This window comes from Streptomyces tanashiensis, from assembly GCF_014648895.1.
GTDB classification, from domain to species: domain Bacteria; phylum Actinomycetota; class Actinomycetes; order Streptomycetales; family Streptomycetaceae; genus Streptomyces; species Streptomyces tanashiensis.
This window is the reverse complement of record NZ_BMRZ01000002.1, coordinates 701,591-717,200: the sequence shown is the minus strand read 5'-3', so window position 1 is coordinate 717,200 and position 15,610 is coordinate 701,591. Positions and strand designations below refer to the sequence as shown.

At 70.7% G+C, this 15,610-nt stretch carries 11 protein-coding genes and 2 pseudogenes; 8 read left to right on the top strand and 5 right to left on the bottom strand.

The genetic code is table 11. The annotated features are described in order from the left end of the window. Positions 1-143: 143 nt before the first annotated feature. The 3 genes and pseudogenes from IE237_RS08810 to IE237_RS08800 form a co-directional block, all read right to left on the bottom strand. Positions 144-1,910, bottom strand: a pseudogene (locus tag IE237_RS08810) (cellulase family glycosylhydrolase). 133 nt (positions 1,911-2,043) lie between these two features. Beyond that, positions 2,044-3,547: pseudogene (locus tag IE237_RS08805) on the bottom strand (glycoside hydrolase family 43 protein). Between the two features lie 830 nt (positions 3,548-4,377). Then, positions 4,378-5,178 (bottom strand): helix-turn-helix domain-containing protein, encoded by an 801-nt coding sequence (locus tag IE237_RS08800; protein ID WP_189801625.1) that lies wholly within the window; start codon positions 5,176-5,178, stop codon positions 4,378-4,380. 145 nt (positions 5,179-5,323) lie between these two features. On the opposite strand from IE237_RS08800, the gene IE237_RS08795 reads away from it, so the two are divergent. From IE237_RS08795 to mmsB, 8 genes are all read left to right on the top strand, one after another. After that, entirely contained in the window at positions 5,324-6,139 is an 816-nt protein-coding gene (locus IE237_RS08795) for a phytanoyl-CoA dioxygenase family protein (RefSeq protein WP_189801233.1), read from the top strand. Further along, positions 6,136-6,474 (top strand): hypothetical protein, encoded by a 339-nt coding sequence (locus IE237_RS08790; RefSeq protein WP_189801232.1) that lies wholly within the window; start codon positions 6,136-6,138, stop codon positions 6,472-6,474. The genes IE237_RS08795 and IE237_RS08790 overlap by 4 nt, the downstream gene beginning before the upstream one ends. Positions 6,475-6,633: 159 nt before the next feature. Next, positions 6,634-7,797: a mandelate racemase/muconate lactonizing enzyme family protein gene (locus tag IE237_RS08785; RefSeq protein ID WP_189801231.1), complete on the top strand. Its 1,164-nt coding sequence runs from the start codon at positions 6,634-6,636 to the stop codon at positions 7,795-7,797. Continuing rightward, positions 7,794-8,801 carry a zinc-dependent alcohol dehydrogenase gene (locus tag IE237_RS08780; RefSeq protein WP_189801230.1) on the top strand — a complete coding sequence of 336 codons (1,008 nt, stop codon included), beginning with the start codon at positions 7,794-7,796 and terminating at the stop codon, positions 8,799-8,801. Before IE237_RS08785 ends, IE237_RS08780 begins: the two co-directional genes overlap by 4 nt. 123 nt (positions 8,802-8,924) lie before the next feature. Beyond that, positions 8,925-9,908, top strand: coding sequence for a hypothetical protein (locus IE237_RS08775; RefSeq protein ID WP_189801229.1), 984 nt, complete (start codon positions 8,925-8,927; stop codon positions 9,906-9,908). Between the two features lie 5 nt (positions 9,909-9,913). Next, entirely contained in the window at positions 9,914-11,023 is a 1,110-nt protein-coding gene (gene chvE, locus IE237_RS08770) for a multiple monosaccharide ABC transporter substrate-binding protein (protein WP_189801228.1), read from the top strand. A gap of 12 nt (positions 11,024-11,035) precedes the next feature. After that, a complete protein-coding gene (gene mmsA / locus IE237_RS08765; RefSeq protein WP_189801227.1) occupies positions 11,036-12,598 on the top strand; it encodes a multiple monosaccharide ABC transporter ATP-binding protein in 1,563 nt (520 codons plus the stop codon). Beyond that, positions 12,588-13,808 (top strand): multiple monosaccharide ABC transporter permease, encoded by a 1,221-nt coding sequence (gene mmsB, locus IE237_RS08760; RefSeq protein WP_189801226.1) that lies wholly within the window; start codon positions 12,588-12,590, stop codon positions 13,806-13,808. The genes mmsA and mmsB overlap by 11 nt, the downstream gene beginning before the upstream one ends. A 28-nt stretch (positions 13,809-13,836) precedes the next feature. On the opposite strand, the gene IE237_RS08755 is transcribed toward mmsB, so the two are convergent. Both IE237_RS08755 and IE237_RS08750 read right to left on the bottom strand, forming a co-directional pair. Further along, complete coding sequence (locus IE237_RS08755; protein ID WP_189801225.1) at positions 13,837-14,682, bottom strand: SMP-30/gluconolactonase/LRE family protein; 846 nt, start codon at positions 14,680-14,682, stop codon at positions 13,837-13,839. After that, positions 14,679-15,452 (bottom strand): IclR family transcriptional regulator, encoded by a 774-nt coding sequence (locus IE237_RS08750; protein ID WP_189801224.1) that lies wholly within the window; start codon positions 15,450-15,452, stop codon positions 14,679-14,681. The genes IE237_RS08755 and IE237_RS08750 overlap by 4 nt, the downstream gene beginning before the upstream one ends. Positions 15,453-15,610: the final 158 nt, after the last annotated feature.

Genomic DNA, 15,610 nt, shown 5'->3' with positions numbered 1-15,610 from the left:
CACGACGACCCTAGCGTCATCCTGGGTGGGTGTCCATGGTAGGTCGATGCGCTTCGATGATCTTCTGTGAGGCGGAAGGCAGAGACGGCAGCGCCCTGGTCGCCCGGGGAGGTGGGCAACCAGGGCGGGTCCGGGGCGGACGGTCAGGATTCCTTGAGGGCCGTACCGGTGACCGACTCTCCGGACTTCGCGACCTTGTACCTCACCTTGGCGCCGCTGTGGAAGTGGAAGGTCAGCGTCGCCGGATCGCCGTCACGCAGCGACGCGAGGAATGCGGTGGTCAGGATGATCGAACCGTTCGGGTAGTCCGGCGAGAAGGCCTTGTTGAACTCCTGGTACGGAGTCCAGCTGGTCGGGCCGGCGTGGGTGCCGTCGGCGTACGTGGACTCCATGGTCGCCAGCTCGTCTCCCCGGTACTGCGTGGGAACGGTGAACTTCTCACCCGTGCCCGTGGCGTTCGACAGCACCGGGGTGTCGTGGGTGACCACGTCGATCCGCCAGGGCAGCCCCTGCGAGAACCGGGCCTGGAGCGTCGAGTTGACCCCGTGGGCGCGATCGCCGGCCAGCCGGGTCAGGGCCGGTGCCGTGAGGGTGAGCCGATTCTCGAAGACGGTGTAGTCCCGGCCCTCGGCCAGCTTGGCCTCGCCGTGCCACAGCCCTTGGAACTCGGTGCCGTTCGCGTGCAGGGTGAGCGACTGGGGCGTGATCCGGCTCGACTTCGCCAGGAAGACCTTGTCGAAGGAGGCGGTCCCCGAGCGGGTGGTCCAGCTCGACCTGATCCAGGCGAAGAGGGCGGGGTCGCGCCACTTCAGGGTCTCCCGGTTCAGGTAGGCGAAGCCGGGGTCCCACAGGGCTGTGGTGACACCGGCGACGCGTGCCGCGTGTCCGACGTGCTCGTAGTACTTCAGCGCCTCGCCCCGCTCGATGGGGGAGGGGTGGTTGTCGTCCGGGTACGCGAGCAGACCGTACTCGCCGAGATAGACGGGGATGCCCCTGGCGACGAAGGTGTGGTGCATGCGGGCGAAGGCGTCGTCCGCGTCGTTGCGGGCGGTGTCGTCGTACCGGGTGCCGCCCGCGATGTTCACGCTGAACGGGAAGTAGCTGTAGTAGTGCACGGTGGCGACGAGGTTGCCGTCGCGCAGCCCGCTGATCGTGGTGTAGAGGTCGTCCATGAGGTCCTGGGAGGGGGTGCCGCCCTGTGTGGTCAGGACGAGCAGGCGGCTCTTGTTCGCGCCGCCCGAGGCGCGGACGATCTTGTGGAACGTGGTGTTCAGCTCGTCCATGGACCGGGTCTTCTGCGCAGCCGTGGCGTCGCCGAAGCTCGGTTCGTTGACGCTCTCGAAGAGCAGGCTCCGCGGCTCGTCCCGGAACGCCGCCGAGATCTGGGTTCACAGGGCGTCGTAGCGGGCGAGCACGGTGTCGTGGTCCGTGGGGATCTTCCAGATCCACTGCCAGGAGTCGTGGTGGACGTTGACCACGACGTAGAGGTTCTCGGCGAGCGCCCAGTCGACCACCTGCTTGACGCGGCTCATGTACGCGGCGTCGACGGTGTAGGGCGCGGTGGCGGACTGGTGGTCGTTCCAGGTCACCGGGATGCGCACGCTCCGGAATCCCTGGGCCCGGACGGTCCTGAACAGTTCCCTGGTGGCCTTGGGATTGCCCCAGGACGTCTCGTCCGGAATCGCGTCCAGGGTGTTGCCCAGGTTCCAGCTGGGCCGCATCGCGGCGACGGCGTCCATGGCGCGGGCCGGCACCTTGACGGTGGCGCGGGCCGGCTGTGCCGTGCCGCCGGGCGCGGCGAGCGCGGTGCTGCCGGACAGCCCCAGGACGACGAGCAGCGCCATCAGGAGGCCGGCCAGACGTCCGGGACCGCGGTCGCGGTGATGCGCGGGTGGCCGTGTGTCCTTCATGTGTCATGCCTTTCGGTGGGTCGTACGGGTCATCCGGTCCGTGGTCGGGCAGCGGCAGGGCGCCACCGTCGGCCACAGCTGCTGCCGCAGGTTCGTCGGGTGAGGTGTGTCGTGCCGTTCGGGGGGGCGTGGTTCAGCCGTCGAGGGGCTCGTAGTCGAACCAGTCGAAGTGGACGGCGCCTGTCGCGGCGTACATGCCGATGACCCGGCCCGTGAAGCCGCCGGCCACCTCGGTCGACAGGTAGCGGCCGTCGAGGGTCGCGAGCCCGGTGTACGTGCCGTCGGGCCGCTCGACGCCGAGGGAGACGACATCGGGTCCGGTGCACGGTCCGGGCGGAGACGGCGGTGCGGTGATCGTGACGGCGAGGACCACCGGACCTGCCGGCACGGACCGCGCGGCCACGACCGTACGCAGGGAGCCGACGTGCGCGATGACCCGCACCTTGGTGCCGGACACCTCGATCGCGTAGTGGTGCTGCTCGTCCAGCCGCACCGCGAGGCCGCCCCGCCCCTCGGAGGGATCGACCAGCGTGCGCGCCCGGCACGCGAGGTGCTGCTGGCGCCGGCCGGTGAACACCACGTCCGGCTGGTCCAGGGAGCTTGCCCGCGCGCGCAGGGTCAGCCAGCCGGGGCGCTCCTCGGTGGTGCAGTGCTCGGAGGCCCGGTCGCGCAGGGAGATCCAGGACGGTCGCAGTCCGGCGAGCTCGAAGTCGTCCCGCCGCTCCTCGACGGGGCCGGGGGAGAGCGGCCACGGGAGCTCGGGCAGGTCCAGGGCGACCTCGCCCACGACAGGCCAGTCGTCCACCCAGGTCACGGGGGCCAGGAAGGTCTCCCGGCCGAGCACGTGCCAGCCCGGGGTGCCGCCGTCCGGCCGGACACCGAGCAGCACCATCCACCAGGAGCCGTCGGGGCCTTGGACCAGGTCGGCGTGCCCGGTGTTCTGTACGGGGTGGTCGGTGCCGCGGTGGGTGAGGATCGGGTTGGCCGGGCACGGCTCGAACGGGCCGGCAGGACTGAGGCCGCGGGCGATCGAGACACCGTGGCCGCGCTCGGTGCCGCCCTCGGCGATGAGCAGGTACCAGTAGTCACCGATCCGGTACAGGTGCGGCGTCTCCGGGGCCTTCGCGCCGGGCCCGCCGGACCAGAGCTTGTGAGGTGTCCCGTACGTCTCTCCGGTGGACGGGTCGATGCGGACCTGCGAGACCCCGGCGACCGTGCACCAGCAGGTGCCGTCCTCGTCCCAGACCAGGTCGGGATCGATGCCGGGGACACCGGGGCCCGGACCGGGTCCGACCACGGTCCGGCGGGGTCGGTGGCCGTGACGATGAAGTTGCCGCCGCCCTCGCTGCAGTTGGTGACGATCAGCCAGAAGCGGCCGTCGTGGTGGCGCAGGGTGGGGGCGTAGATCCCGCCATGTCCGCCGGCAGGCACAACTGCTCGGGCCGGTCCAGGACATTGCCGATCTGCGTCCAGTGCACCAGGTCACGGCTGTGGAAGACGGGGATGCCGGGGAAGTCCTCGAAGCTGGAGCACACCAGGTAGTAGTCGTCGCCGACGCGGCAGACGCTGGGATCGGGGTGGAAGCCGGGGATCACCGGGTTGGCGGGTCGTTCGTCCGGGTGGCGCAGAGAGGGCACGTGAGAGGTCCTTCTGTCGAATCGTGAGGGGGCGTGGGGACGTTCAGGGAGCGCCGGGGTCCGTGGGGGTGATGCGGAGCAGGGCGGCGGCCGGCGCGGTGGTCGGGGTCCGGCAAGGGCACGGCCTCGGGGGTGTGGTTGAGCGGGATCCGCCGGCTGCGGCCGTTCCAGACCGGTTCATCCCACTGCTCGGGTTGTCGTCCCCGCCGAAAGCCGGTCCGCCGAGGCGGTCGGTGATGCTGCGAGTCGTCATGACGGTTCCTCGGGGACGGAGAGTCACGTGGTGCTCTGACGGACCTGTAGGGGCCGGAGACGGTGGTGAAGGCGGGAGTGTGTTCCTCGGCGAGCTGCTCCGGACACCGGGCCACCGCCGTTTAGGCCGGACAGCGGCGGTCGGTGCGACCGGCTGCTGTCGAAGCGCTTCACTTCCAGACGCAAGTTAACGGACATGTTTCGTGCGAAACAAGAGCCTCTACCGTTGGTCACCCTTCTCCGGTGGTCAATTGACAGCACGTCGGGACGAGTAGCACCATCGAAGCGCTTCAACCTCTCCGCGTCCAGCATCGTGCGGAGGCAGTCGGCGCCGGCCGGTACGCCGGCCATGTCCAGCAGGTGGTCGAGGCACGCCACGACGCCGGCGGCAGCGGGGTCCGCTCCTGGTTCCTCGACGACTCGGGCCTGGACTTCGCCGGCTGCGACTGGCACCGCTCCGCCCATGACGACCCGCCCATGACGACCGACTCATCGCCGACCGGCTCGTCCCGTTCCTCTCAGGTCTGCCGACAGGTTGGTGAGGGCATCGGCCGGAGATCAGCCCTGTTCCGCTGTATCTACTGGGCCACGCCGTGGTGCGGGGCCGGACCGGCGGTGCGGATGCCGCGGGGTGACGCACCGAGTTCGCGGCGGCAGGCCTTGTTGAACGCCTGGAGGTCGGGGATGCCGACCGAGGCGGCGACGGCGGGGATGGAGAGCGTGGTGGCCTGCAGGAAATGGCGCGCGCGTTCCATCCGGCGGGTCCGGATGTAGCCGACGACCGTCTCCCCGGTGGCGGCGCGGAAGAGCCGGGTCAGATGGTTGTGGGAGACGCCGGCCGCCTTCGCGATCTCCGGAACCGTCACGGGTTCCGTCAGCCTCGCCTCGATCAGGGCCGTCGCGGCTGCCACCGCCGGATGAACGGCCCGGGTGCTCTGCTCCCGCGGTGGGGTGAGCCGCGCGATCCGCCACAGGGCGGCCCACACCTCGGCGGTGGCCCAGGCCGGGGTGTTCGGCCAAGCGGCCAAGGCCTGGTGCAACTGTGCCGTGAGCAGGTCGAGTGCGTGGCCCGCGGGCTGGATCACCGGAATGCTGCAGGGTGCTCCCGCCGTGCCCAGCCGGAGGTGGGCGTAGACGTGTTCGGATCGGCCCCGGTAGCGGTAACGCACCTCGGTTCCGGGCGGCACGAGGCTGACCCGTCCGGGGCGGATCGCATGCGCGGTGCCGTCGACCGTCAGGTCGGCGTCGTAGCCGTACAGATGGAACTGCCAGAGGTCCGGGAGCGAGAACACCTCGACCTGGCCGGCCGGACCGTGCACGCCGATGCCGAGGGCGACGAGAGTGGGAGGTTCGTCGAGAGGGGCGAGGACCGTCTGCATGGTCACGTGTTCTACCACGGGGTCCGCTGCCTGCGGCTCGGGCGGGGTTCTCGACATGCGTGACGGACGGCATGGTGAGAATCGACCAGTGGAGGGTGAACACGGCCCACGCGGTGGCGCGGCGGCGGGACCTAGCGTGGCCGTCATGGAGAACAGGCAGGAACTGCTGAACTCGGTGCAGATGGCGCGCTTCGTGGCGTCCGGGTCGCTACGGCTGGACGCGGTGGTTCCGGCGGAGATGAACGCCGAGGGCTTGGCGGTACTGGCGGACGGGGTGCCGCCGGTGCCGTACGGGACGCCGCTGTCCGACGCGTACGCGCAAGGCTCCTTCGTCCGCCGGCTGCTGGAACTGCCGCAGGTGGCAGGGGCTCTGCGCAGTCTGGTCGGCCCGGAGCCGTGGGTGGACCACCACTTCGTCCACACCCGCGAGCCCCACGGGGGCACCGCGCAGGCGTTGCACGGGGACGCCATCATCGACGTCCGGCCGGACGCCTTCGACGTCCAGTTGATGTACTACCCGCAGGCCGTGACGCTGGAGATGGGCGGAACGCTCAGCGTCCCGGGCAGTCATCTGCGGCGGACCAACGAATCGGACACCGGCCGCTACCAGAACCTGCGCGGCCAGGACCGGTTGGTCTGTCCGGCCGGCACGGTGGTGTTTCTGCACCACGGCATCTGGCACGGAGGCCGGCGCAACGACAGCGACACGCTCCGCTACATGTTCAAGATCCGCTTCAATCCCCGGGTGCGTCAACGGCGGCTGTGGGACACCTCGGATCTCCACGACCCGCAGGTGACCGCGGAGCTGGACGCGATGTTCCCGTGGTACGAGGGCGCGACCGGCCGGCTGGAGCGGTACAACCGCATCCTGCTGTGGCGGGAGCTGACCGGCGACGACGGCTTCGACCTCGACCACTGGGTGACCAGGGTCGCCAACCGCCCGAAGGGGACCGTGGCATGACGACCGAAGCGACTCTTCCCGCGCGGGCGGACACCGGAGACGCCACCGCTCCGGTACTGCGGCAGCAGGTGCTCGTGTTGTACCTGGCGGACTCGGCGCTGGACTCCCATGTCGTCGGCTGGTCGCGCTACGACGGCACCGGCCGTACCTCACCCACCACGGGCGACAGCGACGAGCCGCCGTACGACTCGGGGGTGGCCGCGCTCCGGGACGGCTGGCGGCTGTTCCAGGCCGCCCAGCTGATCCCGCCGTACCCGGGTCACGAGTACGACGTCTCCTTCCTCAAGCACGAGTTCTTCTTCGAGCGGCTCGTCGACGTGCGGGCCCAGCCGTAGCGGACCCCGCGGAAACTGAACGCCGCCCGGGCGGCCCGCCGGTGACGCCGTGGGCGCCGGTCCGGTCCGACCTCTTGACGCCTCCCGTGTGGCCTCCCTACTGTCACGCCAGAATTTCGAACGCATGACGAAATTTCGAACAGCAGGGAGCCAGTCACTGTGCGGATCACGGGAATCAGCACGCACGTCGTCGGAACACCCTGGCGCAACCTGACCTACGTCCAGGTCCACACCGACGAGGGGATCACCGGGATCGGCGAGACCCGGATGCTGGGTCACACCGACGCGCTCCTCGGCTATCTGCGCGAGGCCGAGGTCAACCACGTCCGCGGATCCGATCCGTTCGCCGTCGAGGATCTCGTGCGGCGCATGAAGTACGGGGACTACGGCCGGGCCGGGGAGATCGTGATGTCCGGAATCGCGGTCGTGGAGATGGCCTGCTGGGACATCAAGGGCAAGGCACTCGGCGTGCCCGTCTGGCAGCTGCTCGGCGGGAAGGTGACCGACCGGGTCAAGGCCTACGCGAACGGGTGGTACACCACCGAGCGCACCCCGGAGGCCTACCACAAGGCCGCCCGGGGCGTGGTCGAGCGCGGCTACCGGGCCCTCAAGATCGACCCCTTCGGGAACGGTCACTTCGAGCTCGACCACGAGCGGAGCCGGTACGCCGTCTCCCTCGTCGAGGCGGTGCGCGACGCCATCGGACCCGACACCGAGCTGATGCTGGAGATGCACGGCCGCTTCTCCCCCTCCACCGCGGTGCGCCTGGCCCACGACCTCGCGCCGTTCCGGCCGGCCTGGCTGGAGGAGCCGGTGCCGCCGGAGAACCTGGCGGCACTCAAGAAGGTGGCCGACAAGGTGGACATGCCGATCGCCACCGGCGAGCGGATCCACGACCGCATCGAGTTCCGCGAACTGTTCGAGAACCAGGCCGCGGACATCCTCCAGCCGGACGTCGGCCACATCGGCGGCATCTGGGAGACCCGCAAGCTGGCCGCCACCGCCGAGGCCCACTACATGATGGTCGCCCCGCACAACGTGGGCGGCCCGGTCCTCACCGCAGCCTCCCTCCAAGTGGGCTTCACCACCCCGAACTTCAAGGTCCTGGAGCACTTCAACGACTTCGCGGACGCCGAGATCAAGAAGGTGGTCAAGGGTGCTCCGCAGGTGGACCCGGAGACGGGTTGCTTCCACCTCTCCGAGGCGCCCGGCCTCGGCGTCGAACTCGACGTGGACGCGGCGGCCGAGTTCCCGCAGCAGCAGGCCCGGTTCGACCTGTGGTCCGAGGGCTGGGAACGGCGCCGGCCCCGGGGGGCCCGGTGAGCGGCGAGGCCCTCGTCGTCGACGCACCGGGGACGTTCCGGCTCGTCGCGCACGAGCCGCGCGAGCCCGGGCCGGGCGAGGCGCTGGTGGCCGTGCACGCGGTCGGTGTCTGCGGCAGTGACCGCGAGGTCTATCAGGGCAGCCGGCCCCAGGGGTACGTCCGCTACCCGCTCATCCCCGGTCACGAGTGGTCCGGGACAGTCGAGCGGGTCGGCCCCGGCGTGCCCGGCGCACTGACCGGCCGCAAGGTGGTGGGGGAGGGCTTCCGCAACTGCCAGGTCTGTGAGCGCTGCCACGCGGGCGAGACGACCCTGTGCACCGCCGGGTACGAGGAGACCGGCTTCACGCGGCCCGGCGCCATGGCCCCCACCCTCACCCTCCCGGCCCGGCTGCTGCACGTCCTGCCCGACGACGCCGACCTGACCGCGGCCGCCCTTCTGGAGCCCGCGGCCTGCGCGGCGGCGGCGGCGCTCAAGGCGGGCGCCCGGCCCGGAGAGCGGGTCGCGGTGGTCGGCACCGGCGCCCTCGGCCTGCTCGCGGTGCGGATCCTCGCGGCGGCCTCCCCGGCGCGGCTGCTGGTCGTCGGTGTGGAGCCCGAGCGGGAGCAGCTCGCCCGGCGGCTCGGCGCCACCGATTTCCGTATCCGCGACCAGGGCCTCCCGGACGACTTCGACGTGGTGGTCGAGGCAGGCGGCTCCGCCGACGCCGCCCGCACCGCCGCCGGCCTGCTGCGGCGCGGCGGTCGCCTGGTCCTGACCGGCATCCCGGCCCCTGGCGCCGAGGGGCTCGATCCCACCGGCCTGGTCGTCCGGCAGCTGACGGTGCACACCGTCTTCGGTGCCCCGCCGGCGGCCTGGGCGCACGCCACGCGCCTGTTCGCGGCCGGGCTGCTCGACCCGCTGCCGCTGGTCACGCACGAGCTGCCGCTGTCCGAATTCGGGCAGGCCATGGCGCTCGTGGGGGCCGGCGACCCGAAGGTCGGCAAGGTACTGCTGCGGCCGTAGGCCTCAGGGTCTGTCCGACTGGCGCGCCCTGAGGCCGGGCAGACCTCGGCCCGGTACGGGTGAGGGCAGCCCCTCCCCACAGCCCCGAACCATGTCCGATATTTCGAACACGAAGGACAGACTGTGAACGACGCCTCCGCCCCGCCCGCCCGCCGGCCCGCCGAGCAGGCGCTCGCCGCACTCGGCCTGGGGATGCCCGCCCCGGACCCCGCCGACGCCTCGCCGCACGCCTTCCCCGGCGGGGGTCGCTGGCGCACCGAGATTCCGTCCTGCGAGGGCCCCGAGGCGCTGGCCGTGGTCCTGGGAGAGGCCGACCGGCTCGACGTGCCCGTGCACCGGATCAGTCAGGGCAGTGGCGTGTGGATGCTGACCGATGCCGAGATCGCCGAGATGGTCGCCGCGACCGACGAACGCGCCATCGAACTCTGCCTGTTCACCGGCCCGCGCGGCACCTGGGACATCGGCGGCTCCGCGCGCACCGACTCGCGGGGGGCCGGGCTGCGGGCGCGCGGCCACGACGCCGTCGCCGGATGCGTCGAAGACGCCGTACGTGCCACGGAGTTGGGCGTGAAGTGCCTGCTCGTCGCGGACGAGGGCGTGCTGTGGACCCTGCACCGTGCCCGGACCCGGGGCATCATCCCTGCCGAGACGACGCTCAAGGTCTCCGCGCTGATCGGTCCGGTCAACCCCGCCTCGTACGCGGTGTACGAACGGCTCGGCGCCGACTCGATCAACGTACCGAGCGATCTGACGCTCGATCATCTCACCGGTATCCGAAGGGTGTCCGCCGCCCCCATGGACATGTACATCGAGGCCCCCGACGACCTCGGCGGATATGTGCGGATGTACGAGGTGGCCGAGCTGATCCGGCGCGGCGCACCGCTCTACCTGAAGTTCGGCCTGTCCAAGGCGCCCGGGATCTATCCGTACGGCACGCACCTGCGGACCCTCGCCCTGGACACCGCCCGGGAGCGGGTGCGGCGCGGCCGGCTCGCCCTCGACCTGCTCTCCCGGCACGGCGCGGACGGCGCGATGGCGCCGCTCGGCTCCCGGCTGCCGGGGCTCCTGAATCGCTTCGATCTCAACGACGAGAAGAACGAGGACTGATGACCATGCGCAACCGCAGAGCCGCCGTGACCGGCGCCCTGGCCGTGACCGCCTCCCTCGCGCTCGCCGCCTGCGGGCAGAGCGCCGAAGGCGGAGGCAAGAACGCCTCGGGTGGTGCCGAGGGTGCCACCATCGGCATCGCGATGCCGACCCAGTCGTCCGAGCGGTGGATCGCCGACGGCAGGAACGTCGTCAAGAACCTGGAGGCGAAGGGGTACAAGACCAGGCTGGTCTTCGGCGAGGACGACCCGGACCAGCAGGTGGCCCAGATCGAGAACCTGATCACCCAGGGCGTGAAGGCCCTGGTGGTCGCCGCGATCGACAACAAGTCCCTGAACAACGTGCTCCAGCAGGCCGCCGACGCGCACATCCCGGTCATCGCCTACGACCGGCTGATCCTCGGCTCGAAGAACGTCGACTACTACGCCTCCTTCGACAACGCGAAGGTCGGCGAGCTCCAGGCCACGTACATCGTCGAGAAGCTCGGCCTGAAGGACGGCTCGAAGAAGGGTCCGTTCCGCATCGAGCTGTTCGCCGGTTCCAACGACGACAACAACACCAAGTACTTCTTCGGCGGCGCGATGAGCGTCCTGAACCCGTACATCGAGAAGAAGCAGCTGGTGGTCGGCTCGGGCCAGACGGCGCTCAACCAGGTCACCACCCTGCGCTGGGACGGCGGCACCGCGCAGAAGCGGATGGACGACATCCTCACCTCCGCGTACAAGACCGAGCGGGTCGACGCGGTGCTCTCGCCGTACGACGGCATCTCCATCGGCATCCTGTCCGCGCTCAAGTCCGACGACTACGGCTCGAAGACCAAGCCGCTGCCGGTGGTCACCGGCCAGGACGCCGAGCTCGCCTCGGTGAAGTCGATCATCGCGGGCGAGCAGACGCAGACCGTCTACAAGGACACCCGGGAACTCGCCAAGGTCGCCGCGAACATGGTGGACGCGGTACTGCACGACAAGAAGCCCGAGGTCAACGACGACAAGACGTACGACAACGGCAGCAAGGTCGTCCCCGCCTACCTGCTCGACCCGGTGAGCGTCGACAAGACCAACTACGCGCAGGTGTTGGTCGGCGGCGGCTACTACACCGCCACGGACCTGAAGTAGTCGGGGGCGAACATGAACGGACTCGTCCTGGAGATGCGTTCGATCGGCAAGACCTTCCCCGGAGTCCGGGCGCTGTCGGACGTCACACTGACGGTCCGCCGGGGCGAGGTCCACGCCCTCTGCGGCGAGAACGGCGCCGGCAAGTCGACCCTGATGAAGGTCCTCTCCGGCGTCCACCCGCACGGCAGTTACGAGGGGCAGATCCTCTTCGAGGGCGCTGCCTGCCGCTTCCGGGACATCCGGGCGAGCGAGCGGCTCGGCATCGTGATCATCCACCAGGAGCTGGCTCTGGTGCCGTACCTGTCCATCGCCGAGAACATCTTCCTCGGCAACGAACGCGCCTCGCGGGGGATCGTCGGCTGGAACGAGACGCTGAAGGAGGCGGCCCGGCTCATGCGCAGGGTCGGCCTCGACGAGCACCCGCAGACCCGGGTCGCGGACATCGGCGTCGGCAAGCAGCAGCTCGTGGAGATCGCCAAGGCGCTCTCGAAGGAGGTGAAGCTGCTCGTCCTGGACGAGCCGACCGCCGCGCTCAACGACGAGGACAGTGCTCAACTGCTGCGCCTGATATCGGAGTTGAAACAGCAGGGGATCACCTCGATCGTCATCTCGCACAAGCTGGGCGAGATCCGGCGGGTCGCCGACACGGTGACGATCCTGCGCGACGGCCGGAGCATCGAGACCCTCGACGTGACGGACCCGGCCACCAGCGAGGACCGGATCATCAGCGGCATGATCGGTCGGGACCTCGACCACCGCTTCCCGGACCGCACGCCTTTCGCCGGCGAGCCGGGCACCGCCCCGGCCCTGGAGATCCGCGACTGGACCGTCTTCCACCCGATCGACCGGCAGCGCAGGGTCGTCGACGGGGTCTCGCTGTCGGTCCGGCGCGGCGAGATCGTGGGCATCGCGGGTCTCATGGGCGCGGGCCGCACCGAGCTCGCGATGAGCGTCTTCGGCCGCTCGTACGGACGGTTCGGCGGCGGCACGGTCCTCAAGGACGGCGAGGCGATCCGCACCCGCAGCGTCCCGGAGGCGGTCGCCCACGGCATCGCGTACGTCACCGAGGACCGCAAGCACTACGGGCTGAACCTCATCGACACCATCGGGCGGAACATCTCGCTCAGCGCCCTCCACAGGGTCGCCCGGCGGGGCGTGGTCGACGCCCACGAGGAGCGCCGGGTCGCCGAGGGATTCCGTACCTCCATGAACATCAAGGCGCCCACCGTCTTCGAACCGGTGGGCCGGCTGTCCGGCGGCAACCAGCAGAAGGTCGTCCTCAGCAAATGGATCTTCGCCGGACCGGACGTGCTGATCCTGGACGAGCCGACGCGGGGGATCGACGTCGGCGCCAAGTACGAGATCTACACGGTGATCGACCGGCTGGCGGCCGAGGGCAAGGCGGTGATCGTCATCTCCTCCGAACTGCCCGAACTGCTCGGCATGTGCGACCGGATCTACACCATGGCCGCGGGCCGGCTCACCGGCGAGGTGCCCCGCTCGGAGGCGACGCAGGACGTCCTGATGCGCCACATGACCAAGGAAGACACGAGGGAGAACGACGATGAGCGCTGACGTCACGGTCGAGAAGCCGGCGTCCCGCCCGGCCGGGGGCGCCGCCCGGCCGCTGCTGGACGGCATGCGCCGCAACATGCGCCAGTACGGCATGCTGATCGCCCTCGGTGTCATCGTGGCGCTGTTCGCCGTGTGGACCGGCGGCGACCTGCTGCTGCCGCGCAACGTGTCCAACCTGGTGCTGCAGAACAGCTACATTCTGATCCTCGCCATCGGCATGATGATCGTCATCGTGGCCGGGCACATCGACCTGTCGGTCGGCTCGATCACCGCGTTCGTCGGCGGTGTGGGGGCCGTGCTGATGGTCCAGCACGACCTGCCATGGCCGGTCGCGGCGCTGCTCTGCCTGGCCATCGGCGCCGTCGCGGGCGCCGCCCAGGGACTGCTCATCGCCTACGCCGGGATGCCGTCGTTCATCGTCACACTCGCCGGGATGCTCGTCTTCAGGGGCCTGACCGAGGTCTTCCTCAAGGGGCAGACCCTCGGCCCGTTCCCCGACAGCCTGCAGAAGCTGGCCAACGGCTTCCTGCCGGAGGTCGGCCCCACCACGAACTACCACAACCTGACCCTGGTGCTCGGCCTCGTGCTGATCGCCGTGGTGATCCGCCAGGAGGTCCGCGACCGGCGCCGGCAGAGCGCGTACGCGCTCGAGGTGCTGCCGACCGGGCTGTTCGCGGTGAAGCTCGCCGCGCTGACAGCGGCAGTCCTGGTCTTCACGCTGCTGCTCGCCAGCTACAAGGGCGCGCCGGTGGTGCTGCTGATCCTGGCGGCGCTCCTCGTCGGCTTCGGCTACCTGATGCGCAACGCGGTCATCGGCCGCCACGTGTACGCCATCGGCGGCAACCTGCCCGCGGCCAAGCTGTCCGGCGTACGGGACCGGAAGGTCACCTTCCTGGTCTTCCTCAACATGGGCATGCTGGCGGCGCTCGCCGGTCTGGTCTTCGCGGCCCGCTTCAACGCGGCCTCCCCGAAGGCCGGGCTGAACTTCGAACTGGAGGCCATCGCCGCCTCGTTCATCGGGGGTGCCTCGATGAGCGGCGGCGTCGGCACGGTGCTCGGCGCCATCATCGGCGGCCTGGTGCTCGGTGTGCTCAACAACGGCATGAACCTGGTGGGCATCGGCACCGACTGGCAGCAGGTCATCAAGGGTCTGGTGCTGCTGGCCGCGGTCGGCTTCGACGTGTGGAACAAGCGGCGGGTCGGCGCCTGAGGCGTCTCCTCCGGGCCCGGGGTCCGACCTAGCCGGCGAAGGCCGGCTGGGGCAGACCCCGTCCCGCGCCGGGCACCACGAGCACGGAGCCGGACAGCGGGTGCGGGCGGTCCAGGCCGGTCCGCGCCGTCGTCACGTACAGATCGGTGAGGTCCGGCCCGCCGAACGCGCAGGCCGTGGGCCGGCGCACGGGCAGCGGCAGGATCCGGTCGAGCGCCCCGGAAGGCGTGTAGCGGCGGACCGCCCCGCCGTCCCACAGCGCCACCCACACACAGCCGTCGGCGTCGACGGTCAGTCCGTCGGGGAATCCCGCGCCGTCCTCGACGACGGCCAACGGGCGGCGGTTCACCGGGTCCTGGGTGTCGGGATCGACGCAGAAGACGTCGACGCGGCGGGTGGGCGAGTCGATGTAGTACATCCGCCGGCCGTCGGGACTCCAGCCGGTGCCGTTGCTGACGGCGACATCGCCGAGGACCGCGCGGACCGTGCCGTCCGGCGCCACCCGGGACAGAGTGCCGCCGCCGGGAGCCTCGTCGTAGCCCATGGTGCCCGCCCACAACGCCCCGTCGGGGGCGACGGCGGCGTCGTTGCCCCGACGACCGGGTACCGGCTCGCGGTGCAGCCACCTGAACGCCCCTTGAGCGTCGTAGACCCCCACGCCGTCGCGGAGGTTGACGACGAGACCGCCGTTCGCGCGCGGCTTGGCCGCGCCCACGTGCTGCTCGGTGGCGAGGACGGTGCGGCGCCCGGAGGCAGGGTCGTACGTGTGCACCCGGGAGCCCAGGATGTCGACCCAGATCAGCCGCCCGAGGGCCGGATCCCAGGTGGGCCCCTCGCCGAGCTCCGCGTACTCCCGTACCGCCACCTCGATCACGCGGGGCTCCGGTGGCCGAGCCGCTCGGAGAGATCCGTGGCCCCCTTGACGGCCAGCTCCTCCAGCTCGGCGCGGCGCGCCTCGCTCCAGCGGATCATCGGCACGGAGATCGACAGGGCGGCGACCACCCGGCCGGAGCGGTCCCGCACGGGCGCGGCCACGCAGCTCACGTCCGGATTGGACTCGCGGCTCTCCAGGGCGATGCCGCGCCGCCGCACCTCGGCCAGCGCCGCGCGCAGCGCGGCAGGGTCGGTGACGCTGTTCGGGGTCATCGCGACCAGCTCGGCCCCGTCGGGGACGCGGTCCGCCAGCTCCTTCTCGGGCAGCGAGGCGAGCAGCATCTTGCCGACGGAGGTGCAGTGCGCGGGGAGGCGGCGGCCGGCGGCGGAGACCATGCGCACGGCGTGCGTCGAATCCACCTTGGCGATGTAGATGACGTCCGTGTCCTCCAGGATGGCGACGTGCACGGTCTCGTCGCAGGTCTCGGCGACGGCGCGGGCCACCTGCCCGCCCTCGGCGGCCAGGTCGAGCTGTTCGGCGTACCGGCTGCCGAGCTGGTACGGCCGCACGCCGAGCCGGTAGCGCCCGGGCTGCTCCGGGACCGGCATCAGGTACGAGCGGGCGGCCAGCGTGGTCACCAGCTCGTGGACCGTGGTGCGCGGCAGCTGGAGCCGACGCACGATGTCGGGGGCCGAGAGCGTTCCGTCTCCGTCGAGGAAGAGCTCCAGGATGTCCAGGGCCCGCGCCACGGCCGGTACGAGGCGTCCCATGGCTGCCCCCTTCCTTGCGTTCGAGATATCAACAGCCGATCGGAATGACGAACAGAGGCTACTGACAGGGGCCACCCGCTGTCAGTAGGTCATGCGAAACACCGAAGGAGAGTTTCACGGCCGTGTGGTGGTACGGCGCCGGTCGGGCCCGGGCGGAA

Excerpts from the sequence above, each read along its gene's own strand:
- mmsB (WP_189801226.1), top strand. The coding sequence starts at position 12,588 with ATGAGCGCTGACGTCACGGTCGAGAAGCCGGCGTCCCGCCCGGCCGGG.
- chvE (WP_189801228.1), top strand. The coding sequence starts at position 9,914 with ATGCGCAACCGCAGAGCCGCCGTGACCGGCGCCCTGGCCGTGACCGCC.
- IE237_RS08750 (WP_189801224.1), bottom strand. The coding sequence starts at position 15,452 with ATGGGACGCCTCGTACCGGCCGTGGCGCGGGCCCTGGACATCCTGGAG.
- mmsA (WP_189801227.1), top strand. The coding sequence starts at position 11,036 with ATGAACGGACTCGTCCTGGAGATGCGTTCGATCGGCAAGACCTTCCCC.
- IE237_RS08800 (WP_189801625.1), bottom strand. The coding sequence starts at position 5,178 with ATGCAGACGGTCCTCGCCCCTCTCGACGAACCTCCCACTCTCGTCGCC.
- IE237_RS08790 (WP_189801232.1), top strand. The coding sequence starts at position 6,136 with ATGACGACCGAAGCGACTCTTCCCGCGCGGGCGGACACCGGAGACGCC.
- IE237_RS08795 (WP_189801233.1), top strand. The coding sequence starts at position 5,324 with ATGGAGAACAGGCAGGAACTGCTGAACTCGGTGCAGATGGCGCGCTTC.